This window comes from Psychrobacillus sp. FJAT-21963, assembly GCF_001420585.1.
Classification (GTDB): domain Bacteria; phylum Bacillota; class Bacilli; order Bacillales_A; family Planococcaceae; genus Psychrobacillus.
The window spans coordinates 115,068-138,700 of the sequence record NZ_LJIY01000014.1; the positions used below are offsets into that span (position 1 = coordinate 115,068).

At 35.1% G+C, this 23,633-nt stretch carries 21 protein-coding genes; 20 read left to right on the plus strand and 1 reads right to left on the minus strand.

All coding sequences use genetic code 11. The features are described 5' to 3' along the window. Positions 1-88 precede the first annotated feature (88 nt). The 6 genes from AN959_RS18785 to AN959_RS18810 all read left to right on the plus strand — a co-directional run bounded on the left by AN959_RS18785 (position 89) and on the right by AN959_RS18810 (position 5,884). The gene (locus AN959_RS18785) at positions 89-739 is read left to right on the plus strand and encodes a FadR/GntR family transcriptional regulator (protein ID WP_056833014.1); all 651 of its coding nucleotides are present in this window, start codon (positions 89-91) and stop codon (positions 737-739) included. A gap of 44 nt (positions 740-783) precedes the next feature. Then, positions 784-1,650 carry an acetyl-CoA carboxylase, carboxyltransferase subunit beta gene (accD, locus tag AN959_RS18790; RefSeq protein ID WP_053588636.1) on the plus strand — a complete coding sequence of 289 codons (867 nt, stop codon included), beginning with the start codon at positions 784-786 and terminating at the stop codon, positions 1,648-1,650. Beyond that, the gene (gene accA / locus AN959_RS18795) at positions 1,644-2,597 is read left to right on the plus strand and encodes an acetyl-CoA carboxylase carboxyl transferase subunit alpha (RefSeq protein ID WP_056833016.1); all 954 of its coding nucleotides are present in this window, start codon (positions 1,644-1,646) and stop codon (positions 2,595-2,597) included. The genes accD and accA overlap by 7 nt, the downstream gene beginning before the upstream one ends. Positions 2,598-2,665: 68 nt before the next feature. After that, positions 2,666-3,625 (plus strand): 6-phosphofructokinase, encoded by a 960-nt coding sequence (gene pfkA, locus AN959_RS18800; protein ID WP_053588638.1) that lies wholly within the window; start codon positions 2,666-2,668, stop codon positions 3,623-3,625. 31 nt (positions 3,626-3,656) lie between these two features. Continuing rightward, positions 3,657-5,417 carry a pyruvate kinase gene (gene pyk / locus AN959_RS18805; RefSeq protein WP_056833018.1) on the plus strand — a complete coding sequence of 587 codons (1,761 nt, stop codon included), beginning with the start codon at positions 3,657-3,659 and terminating at the stop codon, positions 5,415-5,417. A 74-nt stretch (positions 5,418-5,491) separates the two neighbouring features. Then, positions 5,492-5,884 carry an FxsA family protein gene (locus tag AN959_RS18810; RefSeq protein WP_056833020.1) on the plus strand — a complete coding sequence of 131 codons (393 nt, stop codon included), beginning with the start codon at positions 5,492-5,494 and terminating at the stop codon, positions 5,882-5,884. Here AN959_RS18810 and AN959_RS18815 read toward each other — a convergent pair. Next, the gene (locus AN959_RS18815) at positions 5,868-6,830 is read right to left on the minus strand and encodes an AI-2E family transporter (RefSeq protein WP_053588641.1); all 963 of its coding nucleotides are present in this window, start codon (positions 6,828-6,830) and stop codon (positions 5,868-5,870) included. The genes AN959_RS18810 and AN959_RS18815 overlap by 17 nt on opposite strands. A gap of 199 nt (positions 6,831-7,029) precedes the next feature. Here AN959_RS18815 and citZ point away from each other — a divergent pair, with 199 nt between their 5' ends. From citZ to speD, 14 genes are all read left to right on the plus strand, one after another. Continuing rightward, the gene (gene citZ / locus AN959_RS18820; protein WP_053588642.1) at positions 7,030-8,145 is read left to right on the plus strand and encodes a citrate synthase; all 1,116 of its coding nucleotides are present in this window, start codon (positions 7,030-7,032) and stop codon (positions 8,143-8,145) included. 89 nt (positions 8,146-8,234) lie between these two features. Beyond that, a complete protein-coding gene (icd, locus tag AN959_RS18825) occupies positions 8,235-9,500 on the plus strand; it encodes an NADP-dependent isocitrate dehydrogenase (protein WP_053588643.1) in 1,266 nt (421 codons plus the stop codon). A 72-nt stretch (positions 9,501-9,572) separates the two neighbouring features. Next, a complete protein-coding gene (gene mdh, locus AN959_RS18830) occupies positions 9,573-10,511 on the plus strand; it encodes a malate dehydrogenase (protein WP_053588644.1) in 939 nt (312 codons plus the stop codon). Between the two features lie 683 nt (positions 10,512-11,194). Next, positions 11,195-11,641 (plus strand): MaoC/PaaZ C-terminal domain-containing protein, encoded by a 447-nt coding sequence (locus AN959_RS18835; RefSeq protein WP_053588645.1) that lies wholly within the window; start codon positions 11,195-11,197, stop codon positions 11,639-11,641. Between the two features lie 39 nt (positions 11,642-11,680). Next, a complete protein-coding gene (locus AN959_RS18840) occupies positions 11,681-12,397 on the plus strand; it encodes a response regulator transcription factor (RefSeq protein ID WP_056833021.1) in 717 nt (238 codons plus the stop codon). Further along, positions 12,394-13,926, plus strand: coding sequence for a two-component system histidine kinase PnpS (gene pnpS, locus AN959_RS18845; RefSeq protein ID WP_053588647.1), 1,533 nt, complete (start codon positions 12,394-12,396; stop codon positions 13,924-13,926). Before AN959_RS18840 ends, pnpS begins: the two co-directional genes overlap by 4 nt. An 11-nt stretch (positions 13,927-13,937) precedes the next feature. Continuing rightward, positions 13,938-15,152: a carboxylate--amine ligase gene (locus AN959_RS18850; protein WP_056833023.1), complete on the plus strand. Its 1,215-nt coding sequence runs from the start codon at positions 13,938-13,940 to the stop codon at positions 15,150-15,152. A 307-nt stretch (positions 15,153-15,459) separates the two neighbouring features. Continuing rightward, positions 15,460-16,449, plus strand: a complete 990-nt coding sequence (gene hflK / locus AN959_RS18855) for an FtsH protease activity modulator HflK (protein ID WP_056833025.1) — start codon at positions 15,460-15,462, stop codon at positions 16,447-16,449. Beyond that, positions 16,449-17,438, plus strand: coding sequence for a protease modulator HflC (gene hflC / locus AN959_RS18860; protein WP_053588650.1), 990 nt, complete (start codon positions 16,449-16,451; stop codon positions 17,436-17,438). The genes hflK and hflC overlap by 1 nt, the downstream gene beginning before the upstream one ends. Positions 17,439-17,725: 287 nt before the next feature. Further along, positions 17,726-20,353, plus strand: coding sequence for a DNA polymerase I (gene polA / locus AN959_RS18865; protein ID WP_056833027.1), 2,628 nt, complete (start codon positions 17,726-17,728; stop codon positions 20,351-20,353). 11 nt (positions 20,354-20,364) lie between these two features. Beyond that, a complete protein-coding gene (mutM, locus tag AN959_RS18870; protein WP_056833029.1) occupies positions 20,365-21,237 on the plus strand; it encodes a bifunctional DNA-formamidopyrimidine glycosylase/DNA-(apurinic or apyrimidinic site) lyase in 873 nt (290 codons plus the stop codon). 12 nt (positions 21,238-21,249) lie between these two features. Further along, the gene (coaE, locus tag AN959_RS18875) at positions 21,250-21,840 is read left to right on the plus strand and encodes a dephospho-CoA kinase (protein ID WP_053588653.1); all 591 of its coding nucleotides are present in this window, start codon (positions 21,250-21,252) and stop codon (positions 21,838-21,840) included. Between the two features lie 121 nt (positions 21,841-21,961). Next, positions 21,962-22,966 carry a glyceraldehyde-3-phosphate dehydrogenase gene (locus AN959_RS18880; protein WP_053588654.1) on the plus strand — a complete coding sequence of 335 codons (1,005 nt, stop codon included), beginning with the start codon at positions 21,962-21,964 and terminating at the stop codon, positions 22,964-22,966. A 199-nt stretch (positions 22,967-23,165) separates the two neighbouring features. After that, positions 23,166-23,549 carry an adenosylmethionine decarboxylase gene (gene speD, locus AN959_RS18885; protein ID WP_053588655.1) on the plus strand — a complete coding sequence of 128 codons (384 nt, stop codon included), beginning with the start codon at positions 23,166-23,168 and terminating at the stop codon, positions 23,547-23,549. Positions 23,550-23,633 lie beyond the last annotated feature (84 nt).

Consider the following 23,633-nt stretch of genomic DNA (forward strand, 5'->3'; position numbering starts at 1 on the left):
TTTTTTCTTTACGTTTTATTAATAATTTTGTATGCTATTAGTTATGAGTGGTCAGACCACTTTGAAATTAATGGAAGTGTGAGGATGTATGATTCCAAAAAATAATTCCAGCAAAATGTTTTTAGAGATAGTAAAACAATTAAGAGATCTTATTAACGAGGAGAATGTAGCAGTTGGCGGAAAATTGCCATCCGAGAGAGAATTGGCGGAACGATTGCAAGTAGGCAGGTCAACTGTAAGGGAAGCACTTAGAAGTTTAGAATTACTTGGGTTAATTGAAACAAGAAGAGGAGAAGGAACTTTTCTTTCTGATTTTCGTAAACATCAATTAGTAGAACTACTGTCTACATTTATTTTACAGGAATCTAAATCTAAAGAAGACGTACACAAGACAAGAGAAACTTTAGAAAAAGAAGCAGTTCGTACAATATGTGTTTCAGATAGCTTGTCTAAACATTCTATATGGGACTCATTCCTAATTAGATTAAATAATGAAGAGGTTTTACGTGAGGATATCATTCGAGAAATAATTATTATTTCCGATAATCGGCTTACTTTAAAAATATGGTTTTTATTAAAACAATTTGCTGGAGAGCCTTATAAGAATCAGATGTCTTTAAAGGAAAAAGACATTTGGATCCAGCTGTTAAATAGCTTAAAAAATGGCGATGAAGTTAGTACTATAAATTTATACATCCAATGGCTAGCTATCATCCCAACCGATCAAATTAGTTTATAGTCATCGATACCTTGAGCTTTTCTTAGGAATAGGGGAGAGAATAAATGATACGAGATATTTTTAGAAAAAATCATAAAAAGAAATATGCAACAATACCTGATCAAGCTAATAAAGAAGTTCCGGAAGGGATTATGATGAAATGTCCTGAGTGTAGAAAGAATGTTTTTACAAAGGACTTAATGAAAAACTTAAAAGTTTGCCCTTCTTGTGATCACCATATGAAAATGACAGCTTTTGAACGAGTTGAAATTTTTTTAGATGATAATTCATTTGAAAGTTTAGATGATCATTTGCAAACGGATAATCCGCTTAACTTTCCAGGCTATACCGAAAAAATTAAATCTGACGCTAAAAAAACAGGCATAAATGAAGCTGTGTTAACAGGCGTTGGAGAAATTGAAGGACAAAAAGTAGTCGTAGCTATCATGGATTCACACTTTAGAATGGGTTCTATGGGTTCAGTAGTTGGAGAAAAAATAACGAGAGCAATAGAAAAAGCTACAATGCTAAAAGTACCTTTTATTATTTTCACAGCTAGCGGTGGAGCTAGAATGCAAGAAGGTGTTTTATCCTTAATGCAAATGGCGAAAACATCCGTTGCTCTTAGAAGACATAGCGATCATGGACTTTTATATATTTCGATATTGACTCATCCAACAACAGGTGGAGTTTCAGCTAGTTTCGCTTCTGTTGGTGATATTAACCTAGCAGAACCAAAAGCATTAATTGGATTTGCGGGTCGTCGGGTAATTGAACAAACAGTACGTGAAAAATTACCTGAGAATTTTCAGACAGCTGAATTTTTATTGGATCATGGCCAACTAGATGCAGTAATTCACAGAAAAGATATGCGTTCAACTGTAGCTTCACTTGTGAAAATGCATGTACAAAAGGAGGTTACATCATGGTAAAAGCATTACCATTTGAAGAGCCTATTGTTCAACTAAAATTAAAAATTGATGAACTAAAAGAGTATACCCTGAACACAGAAATAGATATGACAGAAGAAATAGAGAAATTAGAAGAGAGATTAGAAAAACTAGAACATGATATTTATGAAAATATGCAGCCTTGGGACCGTGTTCAAGTTGCTCGACATCCTAATCGCCCTACGACAAAAGATTATATTAAACTAATATTTTCTGATTTTATAGAGCTTCATGGGGATCGTTTATTTGGAGATGATGCTGCAATCATCGCTGGTATTTGCCAACTAGATGGTAAACCTTTAACAATTATCGGTCATCAACGAGGACTTGATACAAAAGAAAATATTAAACGGAATTTTGGTATGCCACATCCAGAAGGCTATCGGAAAGCACTTCGTTTAATGAAGCAAGCAGAAAAATTCAACCGTCCGATTATTTGTTTTATAGATACTAAAGGGGCTTACCCTGGTAAAGCTGCAGAAGAGAGAGGACAAAGTGAAGCTATTGCTAGAAATTTAGTAGAAATGGCTGGACTTAAAGTGCCTGTTATCAGTGTAGTAATTGGAGAAGGTGGAAGTGGTGGTGCACTAGCATTAGGGGTTGCAAATCATATCCATATGCTGGAGAACTCTACTTATTCTGTTATCTCACCGGAAGGAGCAGCATCTATTCTTTGGAAAGACGCAGCTCTAGCTCAACAAGCAGCTGAAGCAATGAAAATCACAGCACCCGATTTAAAGGAAATGAAGATTATAGATCAAGTTATTAAAGAGGTGCATGGTGGTGCTCATCGAGATCCAGAAAAACAGGCTACTTTTTTGAAGGAAGCTCTGATAACATCCCTACAACAATTAACTAAATTATCCTCTGAAGAGCTAATTGAGGATAGATATAATAAATTTAAAAATATCGGAGTTTTTAGTGAGTGAAATGCGTCTTTTCAGACGCATTTTTTATGTTAAGCTTAGAGTAGTAAATACCTAGTGGAGGGATCATTGTGAAGCGTATCGGTGTATTGACAAGTGGGGGAGATGCTCCAGGCATGAATGCAGCAATTCGTGCAGTAGTAAGAAAAGCAATATATGAAGGTTTAGAAGTAGTAGGTATTTTTCATGGTTATCAGGGATTAATCGATGGAAATATGGAACTTTTAGATTTAGGTTCGGTTGGAGATATTATTCAACGAGGTGGAACCAAACTTTATTCTGCGCGTTGCCCTGAATTTAGAACAGAAGAGGGACAACAAAAAGCTATGGAGCAATTAAAAGCAAATGGAATTGAGGGGTTAGTCGTTATTGGGGGAGATGGTTCTTACAGAGGTTCCATGACTCTAACGAAAAATGGCTTTCCTTGTGTTGGAATTCCGGGGACCATTGATAATGATATTCCAGGGACGGATTATACACTTGGTTTTGATACAGCTTTAAATACAGTTATCGAATGTATTGATAAAATAAGGGATACAGCAACTTCACATGATCGAACATTCATCGTCGAGGTAATGGGTAGAGATGCAGGAGATTTAGCTTTATGGGCAGGTCTTGCTGGCGGAGCTGAAACAATTATAATTCCAGAGGTAGACTATAATATAGATGAAGTTGTAGAAAGATTAAAAAGTGGATCTGCTCGTGGTAAAAAGCACAGTATTATTATAGTTGCTGAAGGTGTAATGAGTGGATCTGAATTTGCAGCTAAATTGATGGAAAAAGCAAATATAGAAACACGTGTCTCCGTTTTAGGCCATATTCAACGTGGTGGTTCTCCAACTGGTCGTGACCGTGTATTGGCAAGTATGTTTGGAGCTAAAGCGGTTGAAGTATTACTAGCTGGCCATGGAGGTCGTGCAGTTGGCATACAGAATCATCAAGTGGTAGACTATGATATGAATGAAGCTTTTGAAAAGAGTGAAGTTTTTGATTCAGTAATGTATCAATTATCGAAGGAATTATCCATCTAATTATTATCTTCTTGAAAGAAAGGACTTGTATATGAGAAAAACTAAAATAGTATGTACGATTGGACCGGCTAGTGAATCAGAAGAAATGTTAAAACAATTAATTGGAGCAGGCATGAATGTCGCTCGATTAAATTTTTCACATGGCAGTCATGAAGAGCACGCCGCTAGAATCCAAAAGATAAGAGAAGTATCAAACAAAGCAGGTAAAATTGTAGGGATCTTACTTGATACAAAAGGACCTGAAATTCGAACACATAAAATGGAGAATGATGCTATTGAGTTAGTATCTGGTCAAACAATTGAAATATCTATGAACGAAGTATTAGGTAGTAAAGAACGTTTTTCGATTACATATGAAAAATTGATCGAGGATGTTCAAGTGGGCTCGATTATTTTACTTGATGATGGATTAATTGAATTAGTAGTTACTAAAATAGATGTGAATGAAGGTATTATCACTACATTTGTACAAAATGCTGGAACACTAAAAAATAACAAAGGCGTTAATGTTCCTGGAGTATCAGTGCAATTACCTGGAATTACAGAAAAAGATGCAAAAGACATTTTATTTGGAATTGAACAAGGTGTCGATTTTATCGCAGCATCATTTGTTCGTCGAGCAAAAGATGTACTAGAAATAAGAGAGCTACTGGAAAATAATAATGGTTCACATATTCAAATTATCCCTAAGATTGAAAATCAAGAAGGGGTAGACAATATAGATGAAATTATTCAAGTTTCAGATGGCTTAATGGTAGCTAGGGGCGATCTTGGTGTAGAAATTCCTGCCGAAGAGGTTCCTTTAGTTCAAAAGAGTCTTATTCAAAAATGTAATAATGCTGGAAAGCCAGTCATTACTGCTACCCAAATGTTAGACTCTATGCAGCGTAATCCAAGACCTACTAGAGCAGAAGCAAGTGATGTTGCAAATGCTATATTAGATGGCACAGATGCGATTATGCTTTCTGGTGAAACCGCAGCTGGCCTATACCCGGTAGAATCAGTTCAAACAATGGATAAAATAGCTAAAAGAACTGAAAATGCAATTGACTATCGTTCGATTGTTACTAAACTAAGTAAAGGACGAGAAGTAAACTTAACGGATGCAATTGGTCAAGCAGTGGCACATACTGCTATTAACTTAAAAGTAAAAGCGGTAATTGCACCGACTGAGAGTGGACACACAGCTAAAATGATTTCAAAATTTAGACCAGGTGTGCCTATTATTGCAGTAACATCGTCTACACAGCCTTCTAGAAAGTTAACACTCGTTTGGGGTGTTTATCCGATAGTTGGTAAGAAGGCATATTCAACTGATGAGGTTTTAGAGGTTGCAGTAGAAGAAAGTATTCTTCATCATTATGTAACGCATGGTGATTTAGTAGTAATTACTGCTGGTGTACCTGTTGGAGAAGCAGGAACAACTAACTTGATGAAAGTTCATGTTATAGGAGATATGGTTGCTAAAGGACAAGGGATTGGCAAACTAACTGCTTATGGAAAAGCGGTTGTCGTGAACAATTCAAGAGAGCTATTAGGTCAAGATACCTCTAATAGCATTATTGTAACAATTGGTTCTGATCGTGAAATGATTCCTGCGATCGAGAACTGTAAGGGACTTATTACAGAAGAAGGTGGCTTAACAAGCCATGCTGCTGTAGTTGGGTTAAGTTTAGGGATTCCAGTTATTGTTGGAGTTAATAATGCAACAAAATTAATTAAAAATGGACAAGAGCTTACGATAGACGCGGAAAGTGGAGTTATTTATCACGGAAAAGCAAGTATCATTTAAATTGTCTACAGATAATATTAAAAATTGCCTCACCATAATTGGTGGGGCAATCATTCTATATAGAAGGTGAATATATGAAATGGATCATTGGATTGCTTATCATCATTCCAGCAATAGAATTATATATATTACTTTTGTCTGGTAAATCAATTGGTGTAGGTTTTACAATTCTGCTTATACTAGCAACAGGAATTGCTGGTGCTTTTTTAGCAAAAAAACAAGGGATGAAAGCTTACCGTGAAGTTTCCGATAGCATTAAAAACCGTCAAGCACCTGGAGATGCGGCTATAAATGGCCTGTGTGTATTTGTTGGTTCAATTTTAGTTATCCTACCAGGTTTTATTTCTGACGTTCTTGGATTTTTACTTTTGATTGGTCCAACAAGAAAGTTATTCAAACCAATAATTTATAAGTGGATTCGGAAAAAAATGAAAAACGGTCAAGTAATTGTTATGAAGTCCTCGTGAGACCGCTCCATCTGGTTGCAAGCAAATATATAAAAGGACTAAATAAAATTCCGATAAACCCAAATATTAAAATGGCTGCCGCGCTAAGAAAGAATACGTGGACAGCCTTTATTTGCATAGAGGAAGACCATAACATAGACTCTACGATATGCCGTGTTAACTGGACAAATAAATATAAAAGCAAAATAATGAGCCCAAACGTATGTTGTTCCAATAAGAAAAAGTAAATACTAAGAGGAATTAAAATTATGCCAATGCCTAAAAAAGGAAGACTATCAACCAAGGAAATAAGAAATGCATATTTAAATGGTTGTTGAAAGCCTAATACAACAAATCCAATTGATAAAAGGAAGAAAGTTAAAATATATAGCTTTAAACCTACAGAAATAAAATTATTCATCACAACTGAAACCTTCACTAATACCCTTTCACAAAGTCCTCTAGCCTTTTTTGGAAAATAAACTAGAAACCAATGACGGTCTTTCCCAGATTCATATAATGAAAAAAAGAGTGCAATGATAAAGAGAAACAACTCAAAAAAATAAGAAGGCAAGTGAGTGAGGTAGATTAAAAGCTCATTCATAAATTTATTTAATAATGTTTGAAATTTCCCTTCAAACATTAAAAAGATAGGATGTTTTTGAATTTCTACTACTGGTAACTTCACAATATAATCGTGAATTAGCGGAATAAGATCAATGAGTGTTTGTACCAAATATAAAATTAACAATATACAGCCAGATAAAATAAATACTTCTGTTAAAAATACACTAAAGATAATTGGAAGTTTAAACTTCTTATAAAAGAGATTAGTTATTGGAAATAAAAAATATCCTAATATAATTGCTAGAGTTAAAGGATAAGCGATAATTGAAATAAGTATAATTATTCCAATCGGCATCCATTTCCCAAAAAAATCTTCCTTATTTATTTGAAAACCAATCATTTTCATCCAATCTTTTCAAATATTTAGTAGATTAGTAATTATTTTTTTGATAAATTTAAGCGTTTTCATTCACAAATTAGCCAAACTTGATTATAATGAATTAGTAAGCATTGATAAGATACATATTATATTCAGATAAATTCTTATCATCTTTTTTAGGTGATTAATAATTTAATCTGAAAAAGAGGGAGAGATTAAAATGACAACAACTCGTGGATTAGAAGGGGTTGTAGCTACGCAGTCTGCTATCAGTTCAATTATTGATGACACACTAACTTACGTAGGCTATGATATTGATGATTTAGCTGTAAATGCGAGCTTTGAAGAGGTAGTATTCTTACTTTGGAATAAACGTCTACCTAAAGCAAATGAATTGGAAGAATTAAAACAACTACTTGCTAATAACATGGCAGTTCCTCAAGAAGTACTTAACCATTTCAAATCTTATCCAATATCAAAAGTTCACCCAATGTCGGCTCTAAGAACTGCTGTATCTATGTTAGCATTATATGATGATGCTGCTGAGGATATGTCCGAAGAGGCGAACTACTTAAAAGCTATCCAACTTCAAGCTAAACTTCCAACATTAGTTACAGCATTCTCTCGAGTACGTAAAGGACTAGAACCAGTTGCTCCAAAAACAGACTTAGGTTATGCTGCAAACTTCTTGTACATGCTTAATGGCGAACTTCCAGAAGAAATTGAAGTGGAAGCATTCAATAAAGCATTAGTACTTCATGCAGATCATGAACTAAATGCTTCTACCTTTACAGCACGTGTATGTGTTGCGACACTTTCAGATATATATTCAGGTGTAGTAGCAGCAATCGGAGCTCTTAAAGGACCACTACATGGTGGAGCAAACGAACAAGTTATGAAAATGTTAACAGAAATCGGTTCTGTTGATAATGTAGAAAAAGTTATTAATACAAAACTAGAAAACAAAGAAAAAATCATGGGCTTTGGTCACCGAGTTTATAGAAAAGGTGATCCACGTGCAAAACATTTACGTGAAATGTCTCAAAAATTAACTGCTCTTCGTGGTGAGTCAAAATGGTACGACATGTCTGTAAAAATCGAAGAAATCGTTACTGGTCAAAAGAATTTACCACCTAACGTAGATTTCTATTCAGCATCCGTATATCATTCTCTTAATATCGATCACGATTTATTTACTCCAATTTTTGCTGTTTCTCGTGTTTCTGGGTGGACTGCTCATATTTTAGAGCAATATTCAGATAACCGTCTAATTCGCCCACGTGCTGAATATGTAGGACCTGGAATGCAAAAATATGTACCAATCGATGAAAGATAATGAAAAATAATAGCGTTTCATGATAAAATTAGGGCTGAACACATTTGTGTTTATAGCCCTATGATTATGATAGTAGGAGGAAATATAAAATGACAACTGGCAAAATCACAGTAGAAAACGGTGTACTTAACGTACCAAACACAGCAATAATCCCTTTTATTGAAGGTGATGGAACAGGTCCAGATATTTGGGCTGCAGCATCAAGAGTTTTAGAAGCATCTGTAGAAAAAGCATACAATGGCGAGAAAAAAATTGAGTGGAAAGAGGTTCTTGCTGGTCAAAAAGCATTCGATCAAACGGGTGAATGGTTACCTCAAGAAACTTTAGATGTTATCAATGAATATTTAATTGCAATCAAAGGACCACTTACTACACCAATCGGTGGTGGTATTCGTTCTTTAAACGTTGCACTACGTCAAGAACTTGATCTATATACTTGTCTTCGTCCTGTTCGTTATTTCACTGGAGTACCTTCACCAGTTAAACGTCCAGAAGATACAGATATGGTAATCTTCCGTGAAAACACAGAAGATATCTATGCTGGTATCGAGTATGCAAAAGGAACTGATAACGCAAAAAAACTAATAGAATTCTTGCAAACAGAATTTGGTGTTAAAAATATTCGTTTCCCTGAGACTTCTGGTATCGGCATCAAACCTATTTCAGAAGAAGGAACTAAACGTTTAGTTCGCGCTGCTTTAAACTATATTATTAAAGAAGGTCGTACTTCTTTAACACTTGTGCACAAAGGGAACATTATGAAGTTCACAGAAGGCGCATTTAAAAACTGGGGTTATGAAGTTGCTGAACAAGAATTTGGCGATAAAGTATTTACTTGGAATCAATATGACAAAATTAAAGAAGAGCAAGGAACAGAAGCTGCTGATAAAGCACAATCTGATGCACTTGCATCTGGTAAAATCTTAGTGAAGGATTCAATTGCTGATATCTTCTTACAACAGATTTTAACTCGTCCAAAAGAGTTCGATGTAGTTGCTACAATGAATTTAAATGGAGATTATATTTCTGATGCACTTGCTGCTCAGGTTGGTGGTATTGGTATTGCTCCTGGTGCTAATATTAACTACGTGTCTGGACATGCTATTTTCGAAGCAACTCACGGAACTGCTCCTAAATATGCTGGTTTAGATAAAGTTAACCCATCATCGGTTATCCTTTCTGGTGTGTTAATGCTTGAACATTTAGGTTGGAATGAAGCTGCTAAACTAATCATGGATTCAATGGAAAAAACTATTGCTTCTAAAGTAGTTACTTATGACTTTGCTCGTCTTATGGATGGGGCAACAGAAGTAAAATGTTCTGAATTCGCGGATGAACTAATTAAAAATATGTAAGATTTTACGAAATTGGGTTTACCGGGGGAGGATTTTCCTTCCCTTTACATATGATTAAAAGGAGAGTTTTCAATGACATTAAAACGTAATAAGATCTCAGTTATTGGTGGCGGCTTTACAGGTGCTACAACTGCATTCTTGCTTGCACAGAAAGAACTTGGAGATATTGTTTTAGTTGACATTCCTCAAGCTGAAAATCCAACAAAAGGGAAAGCTTTAGACATGGCTGAAGCTGCTCCTGTTCAAGGTTTTGATGCTAAAATTGTTGGTACTTCAAACTATGAGGATACAAAAGACTCTGACTTAGTAATTATCACAGCTGGTATTGCACGTAAACCCGGTATGAGCCGTGATGATTTAGTTCAAACAAACCAAAAAGTAATGAAAGCAGTAACAGGTGAGATTGTTAAATATTCACCGAATACAACGATCATTGTATTAACAAACCCAGTAGATGCTATGACATATACTGTATATAAAGAATCAGGTCTTCCAAAAGAACGTGTAATTGGGCAATCTGGCGTGCTGGATACGGCTCGTTTCCGTACATTTGTAGCAGAAGAATTAAATCTGTCTGTTAAAGATGTAACTGGTTTCGTACTAGGTGGACATGGCGATGATATGGTTCCTTTAGTTAGATATTCTTATGCAGGTGGTATTCCATTAGAAACACTAATCGATGCTGCTCGTTTGGAAGAAATCGTGGATCGTACTCGTAAAGGCGGGGCTGAAATCGTTAACCTGCTTGGTAATGGTTCTGCTTACTATGCCCCGGCTGCATCATTAGTCGAAATGGCCGAAGCGATTCTTAAAGATCAAAAACGTGTTTTACCATCTATCGCGTATTTAGAAGGCGAGTATGGTATGGACGGAATTTATCTTGGAGTTCCAACGGTATTAGGTGCTAGTGGTATTGAAAAAATTATTGAACTTGAATTAACTGAAGATGAGAAAGCTTTATTAAACAAATCAGCTGAATCAGTTAAAGCAGTTATGAACATACTAGCTTAATTTTGTATCAAAGAAATCGAGTGGGGAAACCTACTCGATTTTTTTATGCAATAATAAAGGACTTGCATATAGCCCTTTGCTTCTCATCAGTTTCAAATTTTTCCTAAAGAGATGGACTGATAATTGATTTTTCATGATTGATAGGAAATAACTTAAGGTATCTCAGGCATTAATCTAACTTAGGCAAATTTAATAACCCTATAATAAGTATTATTACTAAGGTGGATGTAATGTTATTTGCTGATTTAAGAAAAATAGTAAGCACAAATCTAATAGAATGAAATATAGCCACCGAAATTGTATCTTCGGGAGCTAACAAATGAATAGGACAGGGTATATTCACTCATTATCCAAACAACTATAATCCAGTTCCTAAAAGTTGCAGGATGTTGACGGACAGACGACAGCCACCAAATTACCAAAAAAGGAGAGGAGGGTCTTGACAGTAGTCACGACCCTCCTCTCCTAAAAATATTCGGTAATGTAATTGCGACAGTCCTGTCCAAAGCACTCCGGAAATATTTGAAACTGGTGTTTTTTTAAAAAATCACGACGGTTTTCTTATTATTTTAGTATAGGATATCCTAGTTATTAGGTCCTTTATTTCTAATACATAGAGGCGCTTGCGCTTATCTTATACTTATTGTTAAGATAGAGGTAGTATACGGATTGGGGGAGACGTATTGTTATTAGGGAAAACGCGCAAAATAGGTAGAAGAATAGAAGAGATCACTATTGGTGAGAAATTAACTATAACTGAGAAGATGGACGATAAGGATTTGCTTTTATATTTAGGGTTAACAAATGATAGTAATCCATTATATATACAGCATGATTTTGCATCTCAATCGGTCTATGAGAAACCAATTGTTCCGCCAATTATGCTCACAGGAGTAATTACTTCTGCAATTTCCAAATACTTACCTGGACCAGGTTCTTATTTAAAAAGACAATCATTAGCATTTCCTATACCAACCTATCATTATTCTGTTATTGATTTTACTTTCGAGGTTAAAGAAGTACATATGAATACAAACGAAATAGTAATTCAAGTAATTGCTCAAAATGAGGATGAACAAATAGTAGTGGAAGGGATTTTCCATGTTTCTCCACAACTCTTGGTCAATTGATTTGGAATGGGGGTTTCAAATCAACTTGGAGGCGAAAAAATGAAAAGAGTATTAGTCGTTGATGATGAAAGTTCAATCGTAACATTATTAAAATATAATTTAGAAGAAGCTGGTTTTGAAGTAATTACAGCGATGGATGGCTTAGAGGGCTTAAATCTTGCATTGAATGAACATCCTGATGTTATTGTGTTAGACTGGATGCTACCATATAAGGATGGTATGGAAATCTGTAAAGAGCTTCGCATCAGTAAAATACAAACACCTATAATCATGCTAACAGCAAAAGATGAAGAATTTGATAAAGTTCTTGGTTTAGAATTAGGTGCTGACGACTATATGACAAAACCTTTTAGTCCAAGAGAAGTTACCGCACGAGTAAAAGCGATGATTCGACGCTCAGGTATGGCTAGCGATGCAGCTAATACAGAACCTAAACATACTGAGGAATCATATGTTTTTGGTCCTCTACAAGTATTTCCTGAGCGATTTGAGGTTTTATTAAGCAATGAACCAATTGAATTCACACCGAAAGAATTTGAGCTACTTGTTTATTTAATTGAAAACAAAAATAGAGTCTTAACTCGAGATCAACTTTTAAGTGCAGTATGGAATTATGATTTTGCTGGGGATACTCGAATTGTAGATGTTCATATTAGTCACTTAAGAGACAAAATTGAAGAAAATAGTAGAAAGCCGATTTATATTAAAACAATAAGAGGTCTTGGGTATAAATTTGAGGAGCCAAAGACTAAATGAAAACCTATCAATCACGAATTTTGAGAACTTATTCTATATTAATTGGGGTAATCTTAGCTGGACTAGGCATCGTTCTTGGTCAGCTTTTTCCTATTTTCGTGGACCATTCTGCAAATAAGATAGTGGACTCAAAAATAGAGTCTGTTTCAACTTTTTTAGAAACGACAGAACTTTCAAAAGATGAACAAGTGAAAATTAATCAGTTAATTTCTTCTGAGCTCAAAGGGGAGAACTTAGTTGAGGAGCAATCGCTTTGGTTATTTTTGTTCTTTACTTTACTAGCAGCGTTTCTTATTGCATTATTTCTTGGAGCTAGTATATTTAGAAAATATGCTCAACCGATTGAACATTTGACAGAGACAGCTATGGAACTTGCCCGAGGAAACTATCGGATTAGAGCATTCGAAGATGACTTTTCAGGTATGTCGAAATTAAGTAATTCTCTCAATATTCTCGCACGTAATTTACATGATATTTCTGTTATGCGGGAAACAGAAAAAGAGCGTTTAAAAACGTTAATAGAAAATATGGGCAGTGCATTAATTATGATTGATCGAAATGGATTAATTACGATAGTTAATCGCTCATTTCTACAACAATTACAAATTTCCTTAGATAATGTAGATGGAAAGCTTTTTCGTAAAATTGGCTTGCCTGAAAAAATAGAAGAGTTTATAGATAAGCTTTTTCTGACAGAGTCTTCGAGTCGTGAACAAATTCAAATCAAGCGTGATCTTCATACTTATTACATGGATGCATATGGTGCACCAGTTATAGGAGAACACGGTAGATGGCTTGGAATAGTCGTTGTTATGCACGATATTACTGAGCTTATTAAATTGGAACAAATCCGCAAAGATTTTGTTGCCAATGTTTCACATGAATTAAAGACACCTGTTACATCTATAAAAGGATTCTCAGAAACTCTATTATTTGGAGCTTACAAAAACGAAGAAACATTACTTTCTTTTCTAGAAATTATCCATAAAGAAAGTAATCGATTACAAATGTTAATTAACGATTTACTGGATTTATCTAAAGTAGAGCAAGTTGGGTATGAAATATCCTTAAAGAAAGTCAGGCTAACAGATATTTTAGAGCGTGGTCTTGAAATGACCGCACACTTAGTAGAAGAAAAAGATATGAAACTAGAAACGACGGTAGATGATTCTGTCCATGTTTTAGGGGATATGAATCGTCTCATACAAATAATGATGAATTTACTTGCAAATGGGATTACGTATTCTCCAGAGAATACTACGGTTCGTGTAAATATATTCAAAAATGAACAGTATGGAATCTTTCAAATACAAGATGAAGGCATAGGTATAAGCAAGTCAGAGATAAATAGAATCTTTGAACGTTTTTACCGTGTGGATCGAGCTCGAAGTAGAAATTCGGGGGGGACAGGTCTAGGGCTAGCAATAGTTAAACATCTCGTGGAAGCACACCATGGATTAATAAAAGTAGAAAGTGAAGTAGGAAAAGGTACAACATTTACTGTATATATTCCTATTGCTAAAAGTTAACGGAGGTTTTTATGAACAATCAACCCTTTATTCCAATTATTATCGGCACAGACATAAATGCATATAACATGGCGATTTCCTTTCATGAAGAATACAATATAAAGCCAATTTTAGTTGGTAAGGAAGAAATGTCATTTACAAAGTGGAGTAATATTATTGAACATACTGAAATTCACTCTAATCTTTGGGACAAATCAGCGTTTGTCGCAGTTTTAACTCAAGTTGCTGAAAAGTATAATACACCTGGAAAACAATTGCTTCTCATTGGAACGAACGATTTCTATGTGCGATTGATTATTGAACATGCAGATGCATTGAAAAAGATGTATGTCTTTAACTACATGTCAGAAGAACTGATGAATAATCTACTTGTTAAGTCCAACTTTTATAAGCTTTGTGAAGAACATGGTATTGATTCTCCAAAAACATATTATTATTCATGTTTGAAAAAGGAAGCTTTCACAGAAGAAGTATTATTCCCTTTAATTATCAAACCAAGTAATGGAGTTCAATATTACAAGAACAAATTCGAGGGACAACAAAAGGTATATAGAGTTGAAAATAGAGAAGAGCTTAACACTGTAATTAACCAAGTTAATGCTAGTGGATATGAAGAGGATCTAATTATTCAGGATTATATTCCTGGAGATGATACTTATATGTGGGATTCCGTTATTTATATTAGTTCGAATGGGAAAGCTCAATTAAGTACATTTGCACAAGTTGTTTTACAAGAACATACAGTTACTGCAATTGGTAACTATACAGCTCTTATTACAAGATATAACGAGGAAATAATGAATAAATTGCAATACTTCTTAGAAGCTGTTGGTTATGTTGGGTTTGCAAACTTTGATCTAAAATATGATGAGCGAGATGGTAAGTTTAAGGTATTTGAAGTGAATATTAGACAAGGCCGTTCCAGCTATTATACTACAGCTCTGGGACATAATATGGCTCGCTATTTTGTTGATGACGTCATCTATAAAAAGGAAAAGCCTCTAACATTATTAAATGAGCATTATTTATTTACAGTTGTACCTAAAATAGTTCTGAGAAAATTTGTAGAGAATAAAGAAATTAAACAAGAAGTAGAGCAACTTATAAGAGAAGGGAAATGGGGGAATCCATTATTTTATAAGAAAGATACCCATTTAACACGAAAACTATTTCTAATTGCTCGACAGTTTAATTATTATAAAAAGTATAAAAATAATAATTGGTGAATGAAAATTTACAGTATATTCACAATGTATTTACAATCGTCTGCTACATTTAAATAGACCCCTTTTCCAAATGATTTACCTAAAAAAGCTAGCCTAGTGCTAGCTTTTTTACTGTCTAAATAAGTATTAACATAGCTACTAAATAATTTAGAATGCGAGGGTTGTGACCTTATTCATGCCACTCGCATATTTTGAGAATTGTGTAGGGACGTAACGTATAGGGAGAACTACCCTTTTGTTTATTTATTTTTGAAACCTATTACACTGTTGTTCCGTAAATGAGTTATACATAGAAAGGGGAAAAGATATGAGCACAAAGAGATTAATTTCTATTATCCTAGTTTCATTCATTGGAATCATTTTATTATCTGCTATTTTTACGTCTTGGTATACCGTAGATGAATCAGAACAAGCAATCGTTATAACATTTGGTGAAGCAAGCGACCCTATTACAGAATCAGGTCTAAAATTTAAGATGCCTTGGCCTATTCAAAAAGTTGAAAAGTTATCAAAAGAAACTTTTAGTCTTCAATTTGGTTATAAGCAGACACCGGATGGAGAGGTAACATCTTTTGATAAAGATACTAAAATGATTACAGGGGATGACAATATCGTGCTAACTGATTTAGTCGTTCAATGGAAAATCACTGATCCAAAAGCTTATTTATTCAACTCAGAAAGTCCACAAGATCTTTTACATGACGCAACTTCGGCCTCCATTCGTTCCGTTATTGGTAACTCTAAAATTGATGATGCTTTAACTTCAGGAAAAGCACAAATTGAGGCGGATACGATAGAATTACTTGGTTCATTAATCGATAAGTATGATATAGGTATCACCGTATTAACAGTGAAGCTACAAGATGTGGAGCTTCCAAATGCCGAAGTTCGTTCAGCGTTTACTGCTGTAACAGATGCCGAAGAAACAAAAAACACAAAGGTGAACCAAGCGGAAAAATATGAAAACCAACAAATGAGTGAAGCTGTCGGGGAAAAGGATGCAATTATCTCCAATGCAAATGGTTATAAAACTGCTCGTATCGAGCAAGCACTCGGAGATGTGGCATTATTCGATAAGTTATATGCAGAATACCAAAACAACAAAGAGATTACGAAGCAACGACTTGTAATGGAGACATTAGAAGCGGTTCTACCAAATGCAAAAATTTATATTATGAACGATGAAGGCGGTACGATGAAGTACTTACCACTTCAATCGTTAGAGTCAACTAAACAAATAACCCCTCCACCAGCAACTGATACGGAAACAAAAACAGAAGAAGGGAGCGGACAATAATGGCAGACAATAATAATCCATTTGCAAATTTAGAAGCAAAATTTAAAGCGATGGAAAATAAACCAAAGAAAGAAAAAGCGCCAAAGAAAGAAAAGACACCGATAGATTTTAAAAAGCATATGAAATCTTTTATCGCTATTTTCATCATGTTTGTCGTTTTTGTCATTGCTCTTGCAAATATTTATGTTGTGAAGGAAGGCGAATATAAAGTAATTCGTCAATTTGGTGAAATAAAAGACGTAAAAGATACACCAGGATTGCATATGAAAATACCATTTATCCAAAGTGTAACAACTATCCCTAGATATCAAATGAACTATAAACTTTCAGAGGCAGAGATCAACACAAAAGATAAGCGCAGAATCATAATAGATAATTACGCTGTATGGCGAGTAGTCAATGCAAAAGAAATGATAACAAGCGCAGGTAGCTTAGTAAATGCAGGTTCTCGTATGGAAGAGTTTATATACTCCGTAGTACGTTCAGAGCTTGGACAATTAGAGTATAGTGAAATCATCAATGATGAAAATTCATCTCGAGGCAGCTTAAATGACCGAATTACTACACAGGTGAATGAATTACTTAAAAAAGATAAATATGGTATTGAAGTAGTCGATGTCCGTATTAAACGTACTGATCTACCACAAGAAAATGAGCAATCCGTATATAATGAAATGATTTCGGAGAGACAAAGTATCGCACAAAAGTTTTTATCAACTGGGGACGCTGATAAACGACGTATTGAAGCGGAAACAGATCGTGAAGTAAGAGTGATGCTAGCAACTGCAAAAAAAGAAGCGGCAATTATTCAAGCTGAAGGTGAAGCAGAAGCAGCGAAAATATACAACCAATCATTCTCAAAAGATCCTGAGTTCTATTCGCTTTATAGAACATTAGAATCCTACAAAAAAACAATTGGAGAAGATACGATGATTATCATTCCATCTGATTCTCCTTATGCTAAAATTCTCTCTGGATATTTAGAGTAGTATGAATCGTCATTCCCCTTACTCACGTGGTAAGATATAGGGAATGACGGTTTTATTTATCTTATTTGAGCAAAACACCTGCTGAATATCGGAGTACCCTGGCAAATACCGCCATGTCCTACGTCAGAGCCTAGCGACAAACATCCTCTTTGCCTAAAGTATCTTGCGGATGTCAGTAGTTTAAGCAAGCTCAAAGCATAATTCTAGAATCGAATAAGTCAAGGTGATTTTGATTCGCTGGCAGCTTCAGGCTGCTCACTTATTACATATTTGAAGGAGTGAACTTAATGTCATCCGAAAAAGTTCTTTTATTAGATGGAAATAGTCTCGCATACCGAGCGTTTTTTGCACTACCTTTATTATCGAATGAACATGGAATTCATACAAATGCAGTTTATGGTTTTACATTAATGCTACAAAAAATTATGGAAGAAGAAAGTCCGACTCATATGCTAGTTGCATTTGACGCTGGGAAAACAACTTTCAGACACTCCACTTTTGGAGAATATAAAGGTGGAAGACAAAAAACTCCACCAGAACTTTCCGAGCAATTCCCATATGTTCGTAAGCTAATTGATGCATATGGAATTAAAAGATATGAGCTTGAAATGTACGAAGCAGATGATATCATTGGTACTCTTTGTAAGCAAGCGGAAGAGAAGGGACAACAAGTAATTGTTGTTTCAGGAGATAAAGATTTAACTCAACTTGCTACAGAAAATACAACGGTCTATATTACTCGAAAGGGTATTACGGATATTGAAAAATATACACCGGCGCATGTTGAAGATAAATATGGTTTAACTCCTCTGCAAATCATCGATATGAAAGGTCTGATGGGGGATGCATCGGATAATATACCTGGTGTACCTGGTGTAGGTGAAAAGACCGCAATTAAATTATTAAAAGAGCATGGTTCTGTTGAAAATTTATATCAAGCATTAGATACTGTAAGCGGTGCGAAGCTGAAAGAAAAACTAATGGCAAACGAAGAACAAGCAAAAATGAGCAAAGTTCTTGCTACTATTGAAACAAACGCCCCTATCGAAGTATCGGTAGATGATTTAACATACAGCGGTGCGAATATGGATGAGGTTACTTCTATATGGAAGGAGTTATCATTTAAAACACTATTAGAAAAATCAGAGCATGTTACGGAAGAACAAACGGCTTCGGAAGTGACTTTTGAGATTTTAGATGAAATAAATGCTTCTATTCTAAAAGATAAAATGGCCATTCATCTAGAAATGTTTAATGAGCAATACCATACAAGTGAGTTGCTAGGCATTGCTCTTTATGATGGAGAACAATCGTATTTTGTTACTGGATCTGTCGCGTTTGAATCGGCTGGTTTTTGTAAATGGTTGGAGGATGAATCGAGGATAAAATATTTAGTAGATTCAAAAGCAACACAAGCTGTTAGCCGCAAACATAATGTAAGTTTACTTGGAGCAGATTTTGATTTAGTTCTTGCCGCGTATATTGTTAATCCCTCTATTTCTTCTGATGATGTATCAACAATGGCTAAAGAATTTGGCAATTATGATGTGCTCACAGATGAAAATGTATATGGAAAAGGAGCAAAGAAAGCTACTCCTCCATTGGACAAGCTTGCAGAACATGCAATTAGAAAGGCTCAGGCTGTATGGAAGCTAAAGCCTATATTAGAAAAGAAGTTAGAAGAAAATGAGCAATATGCTTTGTATAAAGATATTGAATTGCCGTTAGCATCGATATTAGGAACCATGGAATCGGATGGTGTAAAAGTTGATGTTCATGTTTTAAAAGAAATGGGAATTGATTTGAATCAAAAACTGCGAGCTATCGAAAAAGAAATTTATACTTTAGCTGGACAAGAGTTTAATATTAATTCCCCGAAACAATTAGGCGTTATTTTATTTGAAAAAATAGGGTTAACACCTTTAAAGAAAACTAAAACAGGATATTCAACTGCAGCTGATGTACTTGAAAAGCTAGAAGGTGAACACGAGATTATCTCCCATATTCTAAACTACCGTCAATTAGGGAAGCTTCAGTCTACCTATATTGAGGGATTGACAAAAGAGATACACGGGGAAGATCAGAAAATTCATACACGATACCAACAAGCATTAACTTCTACAGGACGTTTAAGCTCGATAAATCCAAATCTTCAGAATATCCCTATACGATTAGAAGAAGGAAGAAAGATTAGAAAAGCATTTGTTCCTTCCCAACCAGATTGGATTATGTTCGCAGCAGATTATTCCCAAATAGAACTTCGAGTACTTGCTCATATGTGTGAAGATGAAAAATTAGTGGATGCATTTAATCATGATCTGGATATCCACACAAAAACTGCGATGGATGTTTTCCATGTAGGAATAGATGAAGTCACATCAGATATGCGTCGTGCTGCTAAAGCGGTTAATTTTGGAATTGTATATGGCATCAGCGATTATGGTTTATCACAAAGCTTAAATATTACTCGAAAAGAAGCTGCTACTTTTATAGACCAATACTTAAACAGCTTCCCAGGGGTAAAAGATTATATGGATGATATTGTACGCGAAGCAAAACAAACTGGTTATGTAACGACAATTCTAAAACGAAGAAGATACTTACCGGATATCACAAGTTCTAATTTCAACCTTCGCAGTTTTGCGGAGAGAACTGCTATGAATACACCGATCCAAGGAAGTGCGGCAGATATTATTAAAAAAGCAATGATTGATATGGCTAAACGCCTAAAGGATGAAAATCTGCAAACGAAAATGTTATTGCAAGTACACGATGAACTTATTTTTGAAGCACCTAAAGAAGAAATTGCTATACTTGAAAAAATTGTACCTGAAGTAATGGAGGGAGCTATCAAGTTGATTGTTCCATTAAAAGTAGAATATGCTTATGGCTCATCTTGGTACGATACGAAGTAAGGAGTTTTGAAATGCCAGAATTACCAGAAGTAGAAGGACTTGTACGTTCACTTAAGCCAATTGTTACTGGCAAAACAATTGAATCGGTAGAAGTTTCAAAAACTATTATTGATTCTAAAGCAAATGGAAAAGAAGCTATCTTGAAAGGGTTAGATGTAGAATCCTTTCGAGAAGCTCTGCCTCATATGAAGATAGAGCGAATTGATAGACGTTCAAAATATATTTATTTTCATCTACAAAAAGATGGGACTCCATATTTACTCGTTTCTCATCTTGGTATGTCTGGGGCTTGGTTTTATGTAAAGGGCTTACATGAAATTTTGGAGGATAAATTCAAACGGCATATACATGTCATCTTGCATTTTAGTGAGGGTGACATGCTTGTATATGCAGATATTCGTCGCTTTGGAGAACTTCGATTTTTGAATAGCGTTGAAGATTATCCTCCTTTATTATTAATGGCACCTGAGCCTTTTGATCAAAACGCTTTAGATCATTACTTAGAAATGAGCATATTGCCAAAGTATGAAAATAAACCGATAAAAGAATTTATTATGGATGGTCATGTTGTTTCTGGGTGTGGAAATATATACGCTACAGAAGCATTATTTCGTATGCGAATTCATCCTGGGCGTAAAGTAAAAAGAATTAGTAAAGAGCGTAAGATACAATTATTTAATGAAATCGTCATCGTTCTTTTAGATAGCATTGAAAATGGGGGCAGCAGCATTTCTGACTATCGTCAGATTAATGGAGAGTCAGGTAAAATGCAGAATCGGTTGCAAATGTATGCGAAAAAGACTTGTCCATTATGTAATGCAAAAACTCTACAGAAAACGATTGGCGGAAGAACTTCTACTTATTGTGGAAAATGTCAGAAATAAGGGAGGAAGCAAATGATTATTGGGCTGACTGGTAGTATTGCTAGCGGAAAAAGTACCGTTTCCAACATGTTGAAAGAATTAGGTTATCCTATTGTTGATGCTGACTTAGTTGCTAGGGTTGTAGTTGAAAAGGGAACGATGACGCTAGAAACGATCAAAGTAGCATTTGGAGAAGAAGTTTTATCGGAAGATGGAACGCTGAATCGAGAAAAATTAGGTACTATCATTTTTTCATCACCACAAAAAAGAAAGCAATTAAATGATATTATGCATCCGGCTATCCGTGAAGAAATGCTTCGACAAAAAAATGTTTTACTGGAAGAAGGTTTTGACACAATTGTCATGGATATCCCCTTATTATTTGAAAGTAAGCTTCAGTCCTATGTAGATAAAATTTTAGTTGTAACTGTAACAGAAGAAACGCAGTTGAAGAGACTAATGGCTCGTAATAATTACTCTTTAGAAGAAGCTAAAGCAAGAATTCAATCACAGTTACCACTATCGATTAAAGAACAAGGTGCAGATGCTGTCATCTATAACAATGGAACAATAGAATATACTAAAGAGCAATTACTCAAAATATTGTCAATTTGGAAAGACTAGTAGTCGGAAAATAAAAAATATTGCGGGTTTCTTTTGCAAGGCTACACAATTGTGAAAATGTGTTATACTAATTCATGGTTATAAAATAAAAAGTATCACATAGTTACAGGAGGATTTTTTTATGACAGCTTCAATCGCAATAAACGGATTTGGACGTATTGGTAGAATGGTGTTCCGCCAAGCAATTGTACAAGAAGACATTAATGTTGTAGCAATTAATGTGAGATACCCATTAGAAACTTTAGCGCATTTAATTAAATATGATTCTACTCATGGAACTTTCGAGGGAGAAATAAGTATTGATAATGATGCACTAATAGTTAATGGAAAGCGAGTTCAAATCGTAAATGATCGTGATCCAGCTAACTTACCTTGGGGTAAATTAAATGTTGATATCGTGATTGAATCAACTGGAAAATTTAATGACGGGGAAAAAGCTGCCGCTCACTTAGAAGCTGGAGCAAAAAAAGTTATTATTACAGCACCTGCCAAAAATGAAGATGTGACGATTGTTATCGGTGTAAATGATGACAAATTAGATGTAGCTAAACATAATATTATTTCGAATGCTAGTTGTACAACAAATTGCTTGGCACCGGTAGCGAAAGTATTAAATGATACATTTGGAATCGAAAATGGTTTAATGACTACTGTACATTCTTATACAAATGATCAAAACAATTTAGATAATCCTCATAAAGATTTACGTCGTGCACGTGCTTGTGCACAATCCATCATTCCTACTTCTACTGGAGCAGCAAAAGCGCTTACTATCGTGCTTCCTGAATTAGAAGGTAAAATGCATGGAATGGCTTTGCGTGTACCAACGCCAAACGTTTCTTTAGTAGATTTAGTAGTAGATTTACAGAAAGATGTTACTGCAGAGGAAGTAAATGCTGCATTTGTAAAAGCATCTGAAGGATCAATGAAAGGTATTCTAGGAGTAACAATGGAACCTTTAGTTTCAATTGATTTTAATACAACAACAAATTCAACAACTATTGATGGTTTAACAACAATGGTAATTGGAAATCGTAAAGTAAAAGTACTTGCTTGGTATGATAACGAGTGGGGCTATTCGGCACGTGTTGTTGATTTAACAAAAAAAGTTGCTTCATCTCTTTAATCTCTTTCCTCTTTCAAAGTTTTTTGAAAGAGGATTTTTTTTTCTTGCTAATTTGAATAAAACATCCTATAATGAGAATCGTGTACTTCACGTGCACCGACTACTTAAAGGGTTAGGACCTCTTAGGACTAACTTTCCCCCGTGGTAGTCAACTTTGAAAATTTTTAAAACTAAATTTTATCAAAGGGGGAAACGGACATTGGAAACAATGGGACGTCACATTATTGCAGAACTATGGGAGTGCGATTTCGACAAACTTAACGATATGCCATTTATTGAGCAAACATTTGTTGATGCAGCACTTAAGTCTGGTGCGGAAATCAGAGAAGTTGCATTTCACAAATTTGCGCCACAAGGTGTAAGTGGAGTCGTTATTATTTCCGAATCACATCTAACTATTCACAGCTTTCCAGAGCATGGTTATGCGAGCATTGATGTGTATACATGTGGTGATTTAGATCCATCGATTGCAGCTAACTATATTGCAGATGCTCTTAATGCTGGAATACGCGAAACGATTGAAATGCCCCGTGGAATGGGTCCAGTAAATGTACCTAAGCCACGTTTGACAGTTCAAGCATAATAGACTTTAGGCTAAATGAGTTAGCAGAGGAAGAGATTCCTCTGCTTTTTCGATTTTAGGGAAGAATATTGTTATAATAGATAC